Consider the following 13,973-nt stretch of genomic DNA (forward strand, 5'->3'; position numbering starts at 1 on the left):
TATTCTCGTAAGGGAACCTACGATGGCAGACACACCGGACGATCGGCCAGCGAGCAAGGTCGCACGCCTCATCGACGAGTACGGACTGGAGGGACTCGGGGCCGACCTGGAAGCACGCTGGACGGGCGAGGGCGTCGAGCGGATGAGCCTCCGTGACCTCGCGGAGTTTTTCAACAAGCGGCTGCTCGAACAGGCGTTGCTCGACGCCGGGTTGAGCGCCCTCGAAAGCGATGTCCGGACGACGTACGAGAACCTCACCGGCGACGATGTCAGTACCGGTGTCAGGACCGACGCCCGGACCCGCCTCGAACGGAACGGGATCGATGTCGACGACCTGGAACGGGACTTCGTCACCTATCAGGCGATCAGATCGTACCTCAAGGAGTGGCGCGGCGCGGAGTACGAGGGGCTGAGCGATCAGGAGAAAATCGAGAAAGACCTAGAGAGCATCCAGCGGCTGATGACCCGGACGCTCTCGGTCACGGAGGAGCGGATCGAGAAGCTCCGGGACACGGACCGGATCGACATCGACGAGTTCGAGGTGTTCCTCGACGCGCAAGTCCTGTGCCAGCAGTGCGGGACACAGTACTCGGTCGCCGAGTTCCTCGAACAGGGCGGCTGTCCCTGCCAACAGGCGTAACCCGCCGTGATCGGTCGCCGCCGCGGTTGTCCCTATTCCGGGTGGATCGAGGTACGTATTCGGCAGACACGTCAACCGATCGTGGACCGATGGTAATTGTTTTGGTGTCGTGGACTCATACCGGGAACAATGAGCGAGAACCAGGACGTAGACGAGAAAGAAGTGTCCGTCTCGATGGAACTCAGCGGCGACTACGAGGAAGTCATGTCGAAGCTCCACTCCGGTGACGGTGGGCGAACGGATCTCAACCCGCTGTTGGGGGACCTCGAACAACTGCTGGAGACTGTCGTCCGGATCAACGGCGGGACCCGGAGCGCGATCGCCCAGCAGCTCCCGGACGACATGACGGTGTCGTTCGACGCCCAGGCCGTCGTCGACACGCTACAGGTGCTGGAACGGTACGATCTGGTCGTCCTGGAGGGCAACACCTGGAAGCCGGGCCCGGCGTTACAGGAGAGCTAGCTGTCGAGCGGCCGCACGGTCCTGTTTTGAGCCCGACGTAGACACCCATAGACGAGTCTTCTCGCTGTCGAAACGGTCGTGGAGCGACCGGCGTCGGCAAATGTTTCCGAGTATCGGTAGACCTATATGCTGGTGTGGTATAGCATATCACGTATGGCGTCCGCACCGAGCAGTGACGATATGTTCGACCAGTTCCTCTCCCAGCGGGGCCACGAAGTCGAGGTGGCCGAGTGGGAGGAGAGCTACAACAAGAAGCAGTGTCCCGACTGCGGCGGTCTCCACGAAACTGCGGCGACAGAGTGCTCGGTGTGTGGGTGGACACCCGTAAACTGACGGTTTCGCCCCACTGATCGCGGCTTTTCCGTCGACTGCTGGCTACCAGCGACAGCACTCGATCGGTTCCGAGAGAACGTGGGTCGAGCCCGGCAGCCGGGGTCAGGGGCCGCCGGATCGACCTCGGGGAGAGAGCGTTAGACCGCGTCCAGTGACGCGTGGAGGAACAGTCCGATCGCGAGATGGTGACACATCGCTTCCTCGATCATCGACTCGGCGGCTGCCGTGTCGTCGATCGAGTACTGTTTGGTCTGCACGAGTTCGTGCATCCGGAGTCGGTCCTCGGCTTCGAGGTCGTGCAGACGCGGGTACACCGTCCCCGGACTCAGGTCCGCATCGAAGAGCCGCGAGAGTTCCTCCATGAGCCCGGTGCCGTGTGTCTCGTCGTCGGCCAGCGCGATCAGCGCGAGCAGGATCTCGTCCAGGCTCTGGGTCACGAGGCCGTCGTCGACGGTGAGTTCACCGTCGGCGACATCGTCGACGACCGAAGCCAACAGCAGCTCCGGAATGGCGCCGCTGTCGAGTCCCGGACGGTCCGTCCCGCCGAGAGGGGTCAGTTGCTCGTCGGGTGTCTCGCCCAAGGTCTTGTCCGTCGTCATGCGACGGAGGTTTTCTCCGGACATCGTCTCACCTGAACGTGATCCACGCCCAGAGCTTCCGTTGCCAGTCGCATATATACGCGGTAGTGTTTTCTGAACCTGAAAGGACCTCGGCGCTCGGAAACCCTTTTACTGTCCCGGGAGAATTGCATGATAGTGCCGGACGACAAGAGCATCGAAGAGATTCTCGACACGATCGGCGACCAGCACGCACGGCGCGTGCTGGCCGCTATCAGTCGGGAGCCCCAGTCGGCCAAGGAACTCGCCGAGGAGTGTGACCTCTCCCTCCCGACGGTGTACCGCCGCATCGAGATGCTTGACGAGTACGACCTGATCAAAGACCAGACGCTCGTCGCCGAGGACGGCAACCACTACAAGGTGTATCAATCCAACTTCGAGTCGACGGTCATCTCCCTGGAAGATCAGGAGTACAAGGTCCGGATCTATCGCGAGGAGAACCTCCCCGACCGGTTCAGCCAGCTCTGGGACGAACTCAACCCCGAGTGACGGCGATGACGCGAACGTTTACCACCCCGGTCGGCAAACAGAGGTGACAAGATGGCCGAGGGTGTCGCAATCGCGCGCGGTGTGCTCGTTTTGATGCGGATGGTGGTGTTCGGACTGACGCTCGGGATCACGCTCATCAGCTTCCAGGCGTACCGCAAACGCCCCTCGGAACGACTGCAGTACGCCTTCGTCGGGTTCGCCTTCATCAGTATGGGTGTCGCCATCTCCAGTGTCATCACCCAACTGGGTGCGGGCAACGTCGGCGCCCTGGTGCGGGTGTTCTTCCAGATGGCCGAGACCGTCCCCTTCATCATCGGGTTCTCGATGCTGTACGTCTCGCTGTACCGGTGAGGGTCGCTCGGGAAAGCACGCCGTTTATCCGTCCGCGCCCCCATTGTCGTTTCAATGACTGAACCGACCACCGAGGTCGTCCGCTTGTTCGGTGGGCCCGGCAGCGGGAAGACGACGGCCCTCCTCGACCGTGTCGACGAGCTGCTGGAAGACGACGATGTCGACTTCCGAGACGTACTCGTGGTGTCCTACACTCGCGCGGCCGCAGCGGAGGTCCGGGAGCGTCTGGCCGAACGACTGGACGTGACCCCGCGTGCGCTCCGTGGCAACGTCTGTACGATGCACGCGAAGGCCTACGAACTGCTGAACCTCTCACGTGGCGATGTCGTCGGCGAGGACGACAAGGAGGAGTTCTGTGACCAGTTCGGGATCGACTACGAGGACGAGTACGAGGGGTCCCGGCGCCGGTCGGCCCGCTCGACGACGCTTGGCAACAAGATCATCGCGACGAGCCAGTGGCTCCAGCGGACCCGGCGTGACGTGGCCGACTGGTACGACGTGCCGTTCAAGTGGGACGACGAGGAGGTCCGCCTGCCCCCGGAGATCGACGACAACGCACAGACGGGCAACAAGTACACCCCGACCTGGCCGACCGACGACGACCGCGTCGACGTGCCAGAGGCGATCCGGGGCTGGCGCACCTACAAGGGTGACAACGACGTGATCGGCTTCGCGGACATGCTCGAACGGGTCGCCCAGCGGTCGCTGCTGCCAAGCGTCGACTACCTCATCATCGACGAGTTTCAGGACATCACGACGCTGCAGTACGACGTGTACCAGGAGTGGAAACCCCACATGAAGCGGGTACTGATCGCCGGCGACGACGACCAGGTCGTCTACGCCTGGCAGGGCGCCGACCCGGACCTGCTGCTCGAAGAGCAGGTGACCGAAGACGAGATCCTGCCCAACTCCTACCGGCTCCCCTCCCAGATCCTCAACGTGGTCAACCGCGAGGTGCGCCACATCGAGAAACGCCAGGAGAAAGACCTCAACCCGCGCAAAGAGGGCGGCCGCGTTGAGGCGGTCCCCAACCCCTCGATGTTCGACCTGGCCCGCAACGTCAAGGCGACCGTCGCCGAGTCCGACGAGACGGTGATGGTCCTCTTCCGGGCGCGCTACCAGATGTTCCAGTTCATCGACGAGTTCATCGACGAGGGGATCCCCTTCTCCTGTCTGACCGACCAGCGGATGTGGACCGATCGGCTGACACAGTACGTCCGCGGCGTCGAGGCCGTCGAGAACGACGAACACCTCTCCGTGCTGGAGGCCCGGCGGCTGGCCGACATGCTCGCCGACTCCGCCTTCGGGACTGGCGAGCGCGACGACTTCTTCGACGAACTGGAGGCGATCGAGGAGAACCACGTCAAAGACGACATCGCCGAGATCGAGATCTCGCCCGACGTGGTCAAAGACCACGTCCCGTTCGTCCCCGACGCCGCCTCGGCCGGGGACATGCTGCGGAAGGTGACGAACTTCCAGGAGCGGACCGTCGACGCCTACTTCACCGGCGACTACCGCGGGATGGACGCAGACCGGGTCCGCGTGGGCACCATCCACTCCGCGAAGGGGCGCGAGGCCGACCACGTCTTCGTCGCGACCGACCTCACCGAGAAGGTCGTCGAGCAGATGGCCGCGACGGTCGACCAGAAGGGGATCGAGGTCCCCGGTGTCGACGAGTTCACCAAACACACCAGCCCCGTGCCGACCCTGACCGACAACGAGCGGCGTGTGTTCTACGTCGGGATGTCCCGCGCCCGGGAACGGCTGGTCCTGCTGGAGAACCTCGTCGACGGCGCGCCGACGCTGCCAATCGACGTGTTGCTGGAGAACGAACCCAGCGAGCGTTCCATCGAGGAACTGCTCGACGAGGCCAGCGAACCGCTCGCGGCCGACTGAGGGCGCGGCCCCGTCGACTCACTCGTCGACGGTCCCGCCCGCCAGGTAGTACTCCGTCTTGTCCCGGGTCGCGTGTGCGACCTTCGTGAACGTCACCACTCGTTCGCCGTCCTCGCGGTCGTCCCGTTCGACGTGTAGCGCCAGCCCCTGGTCCCGGAAGTGTGACAGCAACGATTCGATCGCTTCGGGGTCGCCACGGACGGTGTGGGTCTCGCCCACCGGATCGCCGGCTTCGACCGCCCGGATGGTCTCGACGGCCGGCGTAAGGACCGCTTCGCCGAGGCGCCGGGCGCGTTCGCGCACCTCGGCGTCGGACTCGTCGAACTCGACGGCCTGGAACGCCTCGCGGAGGATTCGCGGGAAGACGAACTCCCGGCCGTAGTCGAAAGGGAGTCCGAAGGCGTGTGCGAGGTCCGCCCGGTGGATCGTGCTGGTGGTGTACTTCAGCGCCCGCCGGCCGTCCGCCGACTTCATGACGACGCCTTCGCGCCCCTGTGCGTCGAGGCGCCGGATCGCCTCCCTGACGGTGTCGACGGCGGCCGCGGGCGTGACGGTCCCGAACTCCCGGACCGCGTCGAGCCCGTACTCGCGACAGCAGTCCCGGCGGCGCTCGACGGGCATCGGCGCCCCGCTCTCGCGGTCCCGAACGTCGAAGACGTAGAACGCCGCCGAGTCCACGTCGTCGTAGTCGTGGGCCGTGTAGGGGTTCTCCGGCCCGACCAGTTCGCCACAGAGCATCCGTTCCGGGTGAGCGTCGAAAAACGCCGTGGCGTCGACCGTCTCTGAGACGATGTCGGTGGTGTACGGACAGACGAACCCGCTGCGGGTGAACGCCAGCAGGTCGCCGTCGACACGCGCGAGGCGGACGTTGTAGCCGTTGAGTTTCTCCTCGACGGCGACCGGGCCGTCGAAGAACTCCGGGACCGTCGGGTCGAGCACGAGCGCACGCGGGAGCGAGGGGTAGCCACGGACGACGACGCCGTCGACGACGGCAGTCCCGCGTTCGATGCCGTGCCGGGCCGCCGAGAGGTGTCGGTACTCCCGGCCGCGGAACCACTCGCGCTCGAAGTGCTCTTCGAGGTCCGCGGGGTCGGTTCCCGCCAGGTCCAGCGCGCTCGTCCAGTCACCGCCCATGCCAACTGTTGACAGTCGATAGACAAAACGGTGCCGGCAGAGCGCCTTTGGTCGTCGGCGTTGTACCGGGGGGTATGGCCGACCGCCCGCTGAAACAACGGTTCGTGCTCGATACGTCGCTGTTTCTCACGACGGAGATACGCGGACCGGACGGGGACCTCGACGCGGCCTGTCTGGAGCTGCTCGATTTGATCGCGGCGGCGAAACAGATCCACAACATCTCCTGTTACATGCCCCCGTCGATCAAGGACGAACTGACGACGATGCTCGAAGACCGGTCGGTCGACGACGAGGTGCTGACCAAACTCGACACCTGGGTCATCACCAAATCGCCGGCCCACTACGAGGTGATGATCCCCGCCGAGTTGGTCTACACGTTCATCGACGAGATGTCCGACCGCGTCGACCGTGGCCTGCGGGTCTCGGAGAAGGCCGTCCGCAAGGCCGAGGAGTCACGGGCCGAGGCCGTCGAGGAACACGACCACATGACCGAGGTGGACAAGGTCATCTCGGACCTCCGCGACGAGTACCGGACGACGCTCCGGCAGGGCGTGCTGGACTCGCGTGAGGACTTCGATCTGCTGATCCTGGCGCGCGAACTCGACGCCGGCGTCGTCACCGAGGATCAGGGGATCATCAACTGGGCGGAGGACTTCGGGCTCCGGTATCTCAAGGGGCGGGCCTTCCCGTCGCTGCTCCGGGAGTATCTGGCCGCCGACGACCCGGACCGCTGGCGCGATCAGTCCTGATCGTCGTCCTCGTCGGTCTTGGCGACGGCACCGACGGTCTTCTCGGCGGCCATCGACGGGAGGTCCGTCGGCGTGACGAGGTACTGCTCGATGGCGACCATCCCGGCGGCGATCGCGAGAAAGCCGACGCCGGCGACGAACTCGCCCCGGAGCAGGTGCTCGGCGCCGAACAGCGCGACGGGGATCGCGAAGACGACGACCGTCAGCAGGCCGATCGTATCGAGGATGCCTCCTGCCATTGGAGTGAGATTGCCCCTGCGGGGGGAAAAGCCTCGCGCCACGGCCGAGGGAGTACGTTCTTCATGCCGGCGACGGAACCGACGGATATGCACGTCGGCATCGTCTCCGATACACACGACAACCTGGATCTGGTCGAGGCGGCGGTCGAGACCTTCACCGCGGAAGGTGTCGAGGCGGTCGTCCACTGTGGCGACTTCGTCGCGCCGTTCTCAGTGACCCCCTTCGACGGCGACTGGACGTTCTACGCCGCCCGCGGGAACAACGACGGCGAGTGGGCCGTCGAGTCGACCGTCGCCGAGTTCGGGACGTACCTGGGTGAGATGGGCGAGATCACACTCGACGGCAGCGAGGTCGCGGTGTATCACGGCACGAGCGGTGCCATCGTCGACGCCTTGGTCGAGTGTGGCAACTACGACTACGTCTTCCACGGCCACACCCACGAGCGCGGTACCGAGACCTACGAGGGCACTGTCCGTGTCAACCCCGGCGGTATCGCCATCCCGCCGGCGCCGGGTGTCTTCTCGGTCGCGACACTGGATACCGACGGCGGCGACTTGCAGTTCCACGAACTGGGATAAGCAACGAGTGCCGTCCCGAACAGCACGGGGCGGCTCAGTCGTCGGCGGTCCGACGGGCGGTCGCACCGCCGTGTTGGACCAGCCCGCGCCCGACGCCCAGCGCCTCGTCGGTCCGGCTGATGCTGCGGGCGGCGTCGGGGGTCCGGCCCGACAGCGCCCGGACGGCGTCGATGTTCTCGGGCACCACGTCGGCCTCCTGGTGGATCGCCTGGAACAGGTAGAGGTCACCGTCCTCGACGGTGACCGATTCCGCCCAGATGCAGTTCTCCCAGACATCGCCCCGCGGCCGGCCGGCGTCGCGGGTGTACTCTTTGAGCTTGCCCGCTCCGTCGATACCGAGCGTCTCCGGGATCAGGAACAGCCGCGACTCCTCGGCCAGCAGGTCCCTGATCTCGGCGGCCGAGGGATCGGCGTCGAGCGTGACGTTGACGCTGTGGGTGTGCATCTGTGTCGTCGGGACCTTCATGCCCATCGTGTCGATGTCGATATCCGGGAAGACGGTCTGTACGTCGGGACCGTGGTGGGAGGGGATCTCGACCGGGTCGGGCAGCGTGTCGTTGATCGGGCCGCGGCTGGTCTGGCCGGGGTCGCCCCCGCGCCGGACCAGCGTCACCCGGGCCTTCTCGATGCCGTACCGCTCGCGCAGTGGGGCAAACAGCCGTGACAGGCCGGTCGTGTTACACGAGACCACGCGGGCGGTGTCGGCCTCCAGCGCCGACTCGTAGTTGGCCCTGGCGTTGAAACTCATCTCGGCCACGTCGGGGTCCTCGCCGCCCTGGAAGATCGCCGGCGTGTCGTGGTCGGCGTAGAGGTCGGCGTTCTCCGCGCCAACCCCGCCGGGCGTCGTGTCGACGACGACATCGCTCGCCGCGACGAGATCGTGCACCGTCCCGTCGGTGTGGAGGCCGGCGGCGTCGAACGACGCCCCGCCGTCCTCGCCGGCCGCGTAGAGGTCGTAGCCGCGGTCGTGTGCGATCGTCGCCTCGAAGTTCGGTGTCCGTTTCGAGACGCCAGCGACGGCCATATCGGGCTGGGCACGTACCGCGTCGGCGACCCGCTTGCCGATCGTGCCAAAGCCGTTGATGCCCACATGGAGCATAGTCGATGGTTCTCGGGAGAGGGGGATATTCTTTGCGGTTAATAATAATAGAAATTAACTCGGATCGTTGTACTATCGGGCACTGGTACCACGACACAACGCCCGGCGGTACCGGTTCGTTCGATTCCCGTACCAAGAGTTAATCCGCTCCCGACCCAGCCGTCGGTATGGACAACTCGTCGCTCAGGCGCCCGGCCGAGACGGCCGTCACGCAGTGTCTGAACCTCCAGCCGGACGAATCGTGTGCGGTCGTCACCGACGACAAACGGAAAGCCATCGGCGAGGCGCTCTACCGGGTCGCTGCCGAGATCACCGACGACACCGTCTTCGTCCGGTACCCGCCGGGTGACCAACACGGCGAGGAGCCTCCTGCGCCGGTCGCCGGCGCGATGCGGACCGCCGACGTGGTGCTGGCACCGACGACCAAGAGCCTGAGCCACACCGAGGCCCGCAGCGAGGCAAACGCCGCCGGCGCCCGTGTCGCGACGCTGCCGGGTATCACCGAGGGCGTCTTCCTCATGGGACTGGACGCCGACTACGAGCGCATCCGCGAACACTGCGAGGCGGTGCTCGCGCAGGTCCGGGACGCCAGCGAAATCCGAGTCACCTCGCCACAGGGGACCGACATCACGTTCGGTCTCGGTAGCCGAGAGTGGCAACTCGACACCGGCATCGTCCACGAACCGGGCGAGATGTCGAACCTCCCGGCCGGCGAGGTGTTCCTCGCGCCCGAGACCGCAGACGGGCGGTTCGTCGTCGACGGGACGATGCGTCCCCACGGGAAACTGGACGGCGTACACCTCGAGTTCGAGGTCGCGGACGGCTCCGTCACCGAGGTCGGCGACCCCGACGTTCGGGCGGAACTGGAGGCGGCCGCCGAGGCGGTCGGCCGGGACGCCTACAACCTCGCGGAACTGGGTATCGGGACGAACGTCGCCGTCACGGAACTGGTCGGCTCGGTCCTACTGGACGAGAAGGCCGCAGGTACCGTCCACATCGCCATCGGGGACGACCACGCCATCGGCGGGGACACCCACGCACCGATCCACCTGGACGGCATCCTGACCGAACCCACGGTGTACGCCGACGGCGAGGCGATCGACCTCCCGTCCGCCGAATGATCGGTCGGCGACGACACGAGAGCGCAGCGCGCCGCCGGTCGTGCCAGCGGCCCACACGAGGCCGGACGTGGCGACGACCATTTACGCTCGGCCCGTCAACGCGGAGGTATGACTACAGTTTCACCCGGCGAGCGGCTCGGCCTCCCCTGTCCCGCCTGTTCGCCCGACCTGGAGACCGTCCACGAAGTACTGAAAGACGGCGGCCAGGTCACGGTCCGGTGTACGGAGTGTGACCACGTCCACAAGGAACAGCTCCCCGAGGAGACGACCGTGCCCCGGGACGTTGTCGTCTCTCAGGACGGCGAATCGTTCACCGCACGGGTCGACGTACCGGAGGACGAACAGCTCGCCGTCGGCGAGGAGTTCCTCTTAGAGACCGAGGAAGCTGTCGTGACGGCCCGGATCACGAGCCTGGAGACCGACGAGGGCCGCGAGGACGACGCCCCGGTCGACGCCGTCGAGACCATCTGGTCCCGTGCGGTCGGCAACGTCGCGGTCAACGTCACGATGCACCCCAAGGACGGCCGCCACGACGAGACAGAGAGCTTCAAGCTCCAGGTCCCCGGTGACTACGAGTTCCGCGTCGGCGAGACCGAAGCTTTCGGCGACGAGGAGTTCACCGTCGAGGGGCTCCACATCCGCGACGACGCCCACGGCTACGACTTCGACAAGCTGGACTACGAGGGCGACAGCGCCGTCGCGAAGGACATCAACCGACTGTACGTCCGCGACGAGTCGACGACCGCGTGGTCGGCTTGGTAGGATGACAGACCAGGCCCGCGCGGCGCTGGTCGAGCGACTCCGGAGCCAGGACCGACTCGACGACGAACGGGTTCTCGACGCGATCGGGACGGTCCCCAGACACGAGTTCGTCCCCGACGAGCGCCGCAACCGTGCCTACGTTGACAGCCCGCTGCCCATCGGTGAGGGCCAGACGATCTCCGCGCCACACATGGTCGCGATCATGGCGACGCTTCTGGACCTTCGGCCCGGCGACCGCGTGCTGGAGATCGGGACCGGCTGTGGCTACCACGCTGCCGTGACGGCCGAACTGGTCGGAGCCGAACACGTCTACAGCGTGGAGTACCACGACTCGCTGGCCGACACAGCCCGCGAGCGCCTGACAGCGACCGGCTACGAGGACGTGTCGGTCCGTGCCGGCGACGGCAAACAGGGCTGGCCCGACCACGCTCCCTACGACCGCGCGTATCTCACCTGTGCCGCCCCCGAACTCCCGCGAGCGGTCGTCGACCAGACCCGTCCGGGCGGGCTGGTGCTCGCCCCGCTCGGTGACGAACCTCAGCGACTCGTTCGCGTCCGACGCCGCGCCGACGGCTCGCTCGAACGCGAGGCACACGGGGCGGTCCGGTTCGTCCCGTTACAGTAGCCACCAGCCGGCGAGGACGAACCGCCGGACGACGACTTCAAGCCCGACCAGCACCGCGAGGCCGACGACCACTGCCGGACCGAAAAAGAGCGCGTACAACCCCAGCGGGTCGGTTTCGCCACGAACCTGCAGGAACGTGTAGACGACGAGGTTCGTTACGACGGCGAGCGCGAGCAGCGGGACCACGACGCCGTAGCGTGCGTATCCGTAGACCGGGACCGCAGCCTGTATCCCGAGGACGGCGACTCCGCCGAAGACGAGGGGTAGCACCGCTATCGGGCGATCGACCAGTCCGCTCGGGAACGCCCCGGTCACTAACCGAGCCCCCAGCCAACACCCGAGACAGCCACCGGCGTAGACGATGCCGACGCCGAGTGCGAACCACAGCGGCGGCCACCGATCGGCCATGACGGACGGTCCGGCGAGGACGACCACCGACGCGACGATCGAGACGGCCCGCGTCAGCGTGTCGCTACCGAGCGCCGGGTCCGGGGTCCCTGGCATGGCCGGCTGTTCACACCGCCGCCGGGTCACTCTTGTGTCGGTGGCCGGGGCCGCGTCATTCATATAGCTCCACGCGAACCCACGGGTATGGACACTGCGGTGCTGCGGGACGACATGGTCGACAGCCTCCAACACGACAGCAAGGGTGCCGTCCAGAGCGCGTGGCTGTCGGCGGCGATGCGGTCGGTCCCGCGTGAGGCGTTCGTCCCCGAGGAGCAGGCCTACTCCGACCGGCCGTTCGAGGTCATGGGGACCCGCGTCCTCTCGCCGAGCACCGCAGCACGCCTGCTGGAAGCGCTCGGGCCGGCCGCGGACGACGACGTGCTGGTCGTCGGTGCCGGCGTCGGCTACACCGCCGCGGTGCTGGCCGAGCGGGTCGGTGCCGCGAACGTCCAGGCGGTCGACATCACCCGGCGGCTGGTCATCGAGGCGCGGTCGAACCTGGCCACGGCCGGCTACGACGCGGTGCTGGTCGACCGCCGAAACGGCGCCGACGGACTGCCGGAGTACGCGCCCTACGACCGCATCCTGCTGGAGGCCGCCGCGATCAGTCCGCCCCGTTCGCTGGTCGACCAACTGGCTCCCGATGGACAACTCGTGATGCCCCTCGGCGCCGGCGAACAGACGCTGACGATCGTCGACGCCGACGGGGAGACCGAGCGCCTGGGGGGTGTCGCGTTCGCGCCGATGCTCGTCGAGGGCGAGCAGGCCGACACCGTCGAACGCAACCGGACCCACCGGGAGGATCGCGAACGTGCGCGCAAGGCGGCCGAGACCCGACCGGGCTGGGAACACGAGTGGATCGACTGGGACTAGGAGCTCACCACTAGCAGATCGGTGTTCGCTCGGTTATCCTGGTAGCTACTGCCGGCCGGCGGTTTCACTTCGAAGACCACCGTCCCCTCGTCCTGATTCGGACCCAGCGACGGCGACAGCGACAGCGACGCCGTCCCGCTGGACCCGGTCTTTGCGGTCTTGACCGACGACAGTGTGGCCGTCCCGCTCTTGGCGACGACCGTCGCGTCGGCGACCGGCGCCCCGTCCGGATCGACGACGGTCACACCGACTGAGCTGCTCCCGGGTTTCGTGACCTCCGGGGCCGGTTGCACGTCGACTTCGGTCACCTGGAGCGTCTGGATGCCCGAGATGGTGCTCATCATCACGCTCATGCAGGCGACGCCGACGACAAGCGCGATGACAAGCCGGATCGGCAGCCCTTCGATACCACGTTCGTCCCGCCACAGGGCGTCGAACATGGAGCGTCCTGGTCCCGGGTTGGTACTTGAACCCTCGGCCCAGCGTTCAAATACGAAGCCGGGGCCAGCCCCGCCATGGTCGTCATCGGACGCGAGGGGGAATCGGGGCCGACGGCCCGGCTGGGTCACTACCGGGCGCGGGACGGGAGCCGCGGCGCCCGCGTCGATCTGGATCTCGACGGCCCCCACGCCGGACTGGTCGTCGGGAAACGCGGGACAGGAAAGAGCTACACCCTGGGGGTCCTCGCGGAGGCGCTGGCAGAGAGCGACGGCGTCGCACCGGTCGTCGTCGACCCGATGGGCGGCTTCGCCGGGCTCGCGGCGGGGGACACGCCGGCCACCGTCGTCGAGCCACGGGTCCGGGCCGGCTCGCTCGCTCCGCGCGAGTGGTGTGCACTGCTCGGACTGGACCCCGAACGTGGCGCGGGGAGCCTCCTCTGGCGGGCGGCCAGCCGGCACGACACGCTCCAGGCGATGTGTCGCTGGGTCGAGAGCGCCGACGCCGACCGGTCGATCAGACGCGCGACGACGAACCACCTCGCACTGGCGGCCGACTGGGACGTGTTCGATCCGGACGGGCTAGACGCAGCGGGGCTCGACGGCCCGGGCGCGACCGTCCTCGACCTCTCCGGCCGGGCTCGACGGCCCGCGAGCGCGGTGCTCGCCGCGGTCGCGACCGCTCTGTACGAGGGACGGGTCGACGGGACGACGACGCGGCTCCCCTGGCTGCTCGTCGACGAGGCCCACGCGTTCACCGACGGCGTCGCCGCCGGCCCGCTCCGCCGGCTCGTCACCCGGGGTCACCAGCCCGGCGTGAGTCTCTGGCTGGCGACACAGCGCCCGAGCGCGCTGCCGACGGTCGCGGTGTCACAGGCCGACCTCCACTTGACCCACCGGCTGACCAGCCGTGCCGACATCGAGGCGCTCGCGGCCGCACACCCGACGTATCTCGACGGCGACTGGGCGACGCGGCTGCCCGAGGCGCCCGGCGAGGCGCTCGTCGTCGACGACACCACTGAGTCGGTCCACCACGTCCGGGTGCGCGAGCGCCGGACGCCACACGGCGGTGGGAGTCCGCGCGCCTCGGCCGTCGTCGATCCGTGACGGGCGTCGACCG

General features: G+C 67.2%; 19 protein-coding genes. 13 read left to right on the plus strand and 6 right to left on the minus strand.

The window, feature by feature from the left end:
- The first annotated feature begins 22 nt into the window (after positions 1-22).
- The 3 genes from rdfA (at position 23) to P1L40_RS11060 (ending at position 1,435) form a co-directional block, all read left to right on the plus strand.
- Positions 23-640: a rod-determining factor RdfA gene (gene rdfA, locus P1L40_RS11050; RefSeq protein WP_284006999.1), complete on the plus strand. Its 618-nt coding sequence runs from the start codon at positions 23-25 to the stop codon at positions 638-640.
- A gap of 129 nt (positions 641-769) precedes the next feature.
- Positions 770-1,102 (plus strand): hypothetical protein, encoded by a 333-nt coding sequence (locus tag P1L40_RS11055; RefSeq protein WP_284007000.1) that lies wholly within the window; start codon positions 770-772, stop codon positions 1,100-1,102.
- Between the two features lie 153 nt (positions 1,103-1,255).
- A complete protein-coding gene (locus tag P1L40_RS11060) occupies positions 1,256-1,435 on the plus strand; it encodes an HVO_0416 family zinc finger protein (protein WP_284007001.1) in 180 nt (59 codons plus the stop codon).
- Between the two features lie 137 nt (positions 1,436-1,572).
- Here the strand turns inward: P1L40_RS11060 and P1L40_RS11065 are convergent, their stop codons facing one another.
- Positions 1,573-2,034 carry a PadR family transcriptional regulator gene (locus P1L40_RS11065; RefSeq protein WP_284007002.1) on the minus strand — a complete coding sequence of 154 codons (462 nt, stop codon included), beginning with the start codon at positions 2,032-2,034 and terminating at the stop codon, positions 1,573-1,575.
- Positions 2,035-2,184: 150 nt separating this feature from the next.
- Between P1L40_RS11065 and P1L40_RS11070 the strand changes: the two genes are divergently transcribed.
- Genes P1L40_RS11070 through P1L40_RS11080 form a run of 3 tightly spaced genes read left to right on the plus strand, consistent with a single transcriptional unit; the run spans position 2,185 to position 4,788 of the window.
- The gene (locus P1L40_RS11070) at positions 2,185-2,541 is read left to right on the plus strand and encodes an ArsR/SmtB family transcription factor (protein ID WP_419181179.1); all 357 of its coding nucleotides are present in this window, start codon (positions 2,185-2,187) and stop codon (positions 2,539-2,541) included.
- Between the two features lie 51 nt (positions 2,542-2,592).
- Positions 2,593-2,892, plus strand: coding sequence for a DUF7521 family protein (locus P1L40_RS11075; RefSeq protein ID WP_284007005.1), 300 nt, complete (start codon positions 2,593-2,595; stop codon positions 2,890-2,892).
- Positions 2,893-2,946: 54 nt separating this feature from the next.
- On the plus strand, positions 2,947-4,788 hold the full coding sequence (locus P1L40_RS11080; protein ID WP_284007006.1) for a UvrD-helicase domain-containing protein: 1,842 nt from the start codon (positions 2,947-2,949) through the stop codon (positions 4,786-4,788).
- Positions 4,789-4,806: 18 nt separating this feature from the next.
- Here P1L40_RS11080 and P1L40_RS11085 read toward each other — a convergent pair whose 3' ends face one another.
- Complete coding sequence (locus P1L40_RS11085; protein WP_284007008.1) at positions 4,807-5,922, minus strand: RNA ligase; 1,116 nt, start codon at positions 5,920-5,922, stop codon at positions 4,807-4,809.
- Between the two features lie 74 nt (positions 5,923-5,996).
- Between P1L40_RS11085 and P1L40_RS11090 the strand changes: the two genes are divergently transcribed.
- A complete protein-coding gene (locus P1L40_RS11090) occupies positions 5,997-6,671 on the plus strand; it encodes an RNA ligase partner protein (protein ID WP_284007009.1) in 675 nt (224 codons plus the stop codon).
- Here the strand turns inward: P1L40_RS11090 and P1L40_RS11095 are convergent.
- Complete coding sequence (locus P1L40_RS11095) at positions 6,662-6,910, minus strand: DUF7533 family protein (RefSeq protein WP_284007010.1); 249 nt, start codon at positions 6,908-6,910, stop codon at positions 6,662-6,664. The two genes, P1L40_RS11090 and P1L40_RS11095, sit on opposite strands and share 10 nt — an antisense overlap.
- Positions 6,911-6,997: 87 nt before the next feature.
- Here P1L40_RS11095 and P1L40_RS11100 point away from each other — a divergent pair, with 87 nt between their 5' ends.
- Positions 6,998-7,489, plus strand: coding sequence for a metallophosphoesterase (locus tag P1L40_RS11100; protein ID WP_284011065.1), 492 nt, complete (start codon positions 6,998-7,000; stop codon positions 7,487-7,489).
- 34 nt (positions 7,490-7,523) lie between these two features.
- On the opposite strand, the gene P1L40_RS11105 is transcribed toward P1L40_RS11100, so the two are convergent.
- Positions 7,524-8,588: a type II glyceraldehyde-3-phosphate dehydrogenase gene (locus P1L40_RS11105; RefSeq protein ID WP_284007011.1), complete on the minus strand. Its 1,065-nt coding sequence runs from the start codon at positions 8,586-8,588 to the stop codon at positions 7,524-7,526.
- A gap of 167 nt (positions 8,589-8,755) precedes the next feature.
- Between P1L40_RS11105 and P1L40_RS11110 the strand changes: the two genes are divergently transcribed.
- The 3 genes from P1L40_RS11110 (at position 8,756) to P1L40_RS11120 (ending at position 11,096) form a co-directional block, all read left to right on the plus strand.
- Positions 8,756-9,709, plus strand: a complete 954-nt coding sequence (locus P1L40_RS11110; RefSeq protein ID WP_284007012.1) for an aminopeptidase — start codon at positions 8,756-8,758, stop codon at positions 9,707-9,709.
- A gap of 108 nt (positions 9,710-9,817) precedes the next feature.
- Positions 9,818-10,471 (plus strand): HVO_0476 family zinc finger protein, encoded by a 654-nt coding sequence (locus P1L40_RS11115; protein WP_284007013.1) that lies wholly within the window; start codon positions 9,818-9,820, stop codon positions 10,469-10,471.
- A 1-nt stretch (position 10,472) separates the two neighbouring features.
- Positions 10,473-11,096, plus strand: a complete 624-nt coding sequence (locus P1L40_RS11120; RefSeq protein WP_284007015.1) for a protein-L-isoaspartate(D-aspartate) O-methyltransferase — start codon at positions 10,473-10,475, stop codon at positions 11,094-11,096.
- On the opposite strand, the gene P1L40_RS11125 is transcribed toward P1L40_RS11120, so the two are convergent.
- Complete coding sequence (locus P1L40_RS11125) at positions 11,088-11,600, minus strand: hypothetical protein (RefSeq protein ID WP_284007017.1); 513 nt, start codon at positions 11,598-11,600, stop codon at positions 11,088-11,090. The genes P1L40_RS11120 and P1L40_RS11125 overlap by 9 nt on opposite strands.
- 87 nt (positions 11,601-11,687) lie before the next feature.
- Here P1L40_RS11125 and P1L40_RS11130 point away from each other — a divergent pair, with 87 nt between their 5' ends.
- Positions 11,688-12,416 carry a protein-L-isoaspartate O-methyltransferase family protein gene (locus P1L40_RS11130; RefSeq protein ID WP_284007025.1) on the plus strand — a complete coding sequence of 243 codons (729 nt, stop codon included), beginning with the start codon at positions 11,688-11,690 and terminating at the stop codon, positions 12,414-12,416.
- On the opposite strand, the gene P1L40_RS11135 is transcribed toward P1L40_RS11130, so the two are convergent.
- Entirely contained in the window at positions 12,413-12,856 is a 444-nt protein-coding gene (locus P1L40_RS11135; RefSeq protein WP_284007026.1) for a DUF7382 domain-containing protein, read from the minus strand. The two genes, P1L40_RS11130 and P1L40_RS11135, sit on opposite strands and share 4 nt — an antisense overlap.
- A gap of 75 nt (positions 12,857-12,931) precedes the next feature.
- Between P1L40_RS11135 and P1L40_RS11140 the strand changes: the two genes are divergently transcribed.
- Positions 12,932-13,960 carry an ATP-binding protein gene (locus P1L40_RS11140; RefSeq protein WP_284007028.1) on the plus strand — a complete coding sequence of 343 codons (1,029 nt, stop codon included), beginning with the start codon at positions 12,932-12,934 and terminating at the stop codon, positions 13,958-13,960.
- Positions 13,961-13,973: the final 13 nt, after the last annotated feature.

The sequence above is a fragment of the Haloarcula pelagica genome (assembly GCF_030127105.1).
GTDB classification, from domain to species: Archaea; Halobacteriota; Halobacteria; order Halobacteriales; family Haloarculaceae; genus Haloarcula; species Haloarcula pelagica.

Excerpts from the sequence above, each read along its gene's own strand:
- rdfA (WP_284006999.1), top strand. The coding sequence starts at position 23 with ATGGCAGACACACCGGACGATCGGCCAGCGAGCAAGGTCGCACGCCTC.
- P1L40_RS11055 (WP_284007000.1), top strand. The coding sequence starts at position 770 with ATGAGCGAGAACCAGGACGTAGACGAGAAAGAAGTGTCCGTCTCGATG.
- P1L40_RS11060 (WP_284007001.1), top strand. The coding sequence starts at position 1,256 with ATGGCGTCCGCACCGAGCAGTGACGATATGTTCGACCAGTTCCTCTCC.
- P1L40_RS11065 (WP_284007002.1), bottom strand. The coding sequence starts at position 2,034 with ATGACGACGGACAAGACCTTGGGCGAGACACCCGACGAGCAACTGACC.
- P1L40_RS11070 (WP_419181179.1), top strand. The coding sequence starts at position 2,185 with ATGATAGTGCCGGACGACAAGAGCATCGAAGAGATTCTCGACACGATC.
- P1L40_RS11075 (WP_284007005.1), top strand. The coding sequence starts at position 2,593 with ATGGCCGAGGGTGTCGCAATCGCGCGCGGTGTGCTCGTTTTGATGCGG.
- P1L40_RS11080 (WP_284007006.1), top strand. The coding sequence starts at position 2,947 with ATGACTGAACCGACCACCGAGGTCGTCCGCTTGTTCGGTGGGCCCGGC.
- P1L40_RS11085 (WP_284007008.1), bottom strand. The coding sequence starts at position 5,922 with ATGGGCGGTGACTGGACGAGCGCGCTGGACCTGGCGGGAACCGACCCC.
- P1L40_RS11090 (WP_284007009.1), top strand. The coding sequence starts at position 5,997 with ATGGCCGACCGCCCGCTGAAACAACGGTTCGTGCTCGATACGTCGCTG.
- P1L40_RS11095 (WP_284007010.1), bottom strand. The coding sequence starts at position 6,910 with ATGGCAGGAGGCATCCTCGATACGATCGGCCTGCTGACGGTCGTCGTC.
- P1L40_RS11100 (WP_284011065.1), top strand. The coding sequence starts at position 6,998 with ATGCACGTCGGCATCGTCTCCGATACACACGACAACCTGGATCTGGTC.
- P1L40_RS11105 (WP_284007011.1), bottom strand. The coding sequence starts at position 8,588 with ATGCTCCATGTGGGCATCAACGGCTTTGGCACGATCGGCAAGCGGGTC.
- P1L40_RS11110 (WP_284007012.1), top strand. The coding sequence starts at position 8,756 with ATGGACAACTCGTCGCTCAGGCGCCCGGCCGAGACGGCCGTCACGCAG.
- P1L40_RS11115 (WP_284007013.1), top strand. The coding sequence starts at position 9,818 with ATGACTACAGTTTCACCCGGCGAGCGGCTCGGCCTCCCCTGTCCCGCC.
- P1L40_RS11120 (WP_284007015.1), top strand. The coding sequence starts at position 10,473 with ATGACAGACCAGGCCCGCGCGGCGCTGGTCGAGCGACTCCGGAGCCAG.
- P1L40_RS11125 (WP_284007017.1), bottom strand. The coding sequence starts at position 11,600 with ATGCCAGGGACCCCGGACCCGGCGCTCGGTAGCGACACGCTGACGCGG.
- P1L40_RS11130 (WP_284007025.1), top strand. The coding sequence starts at position 11,688 with ATGGACACTGCGGTGCTGCGGGACGACATGGTCGACAGCCTCCAACAC.
- P1L40_RS11135 (WP_284007026.1), bottom strand. The coding sequence starts at position 12,856 with ATGTTCGACGCCCTGTGGCGGGACGAACGTGGTATCGAAGGGCTGCCG.
- P1L40_RS11140 (WP_284007028.1), top strand. The coding sequence starts at position 12,932 with ATGGTCGTCATCGGACGCGAGGGGGAATCGGGGCCGACGGCCCGGCTG.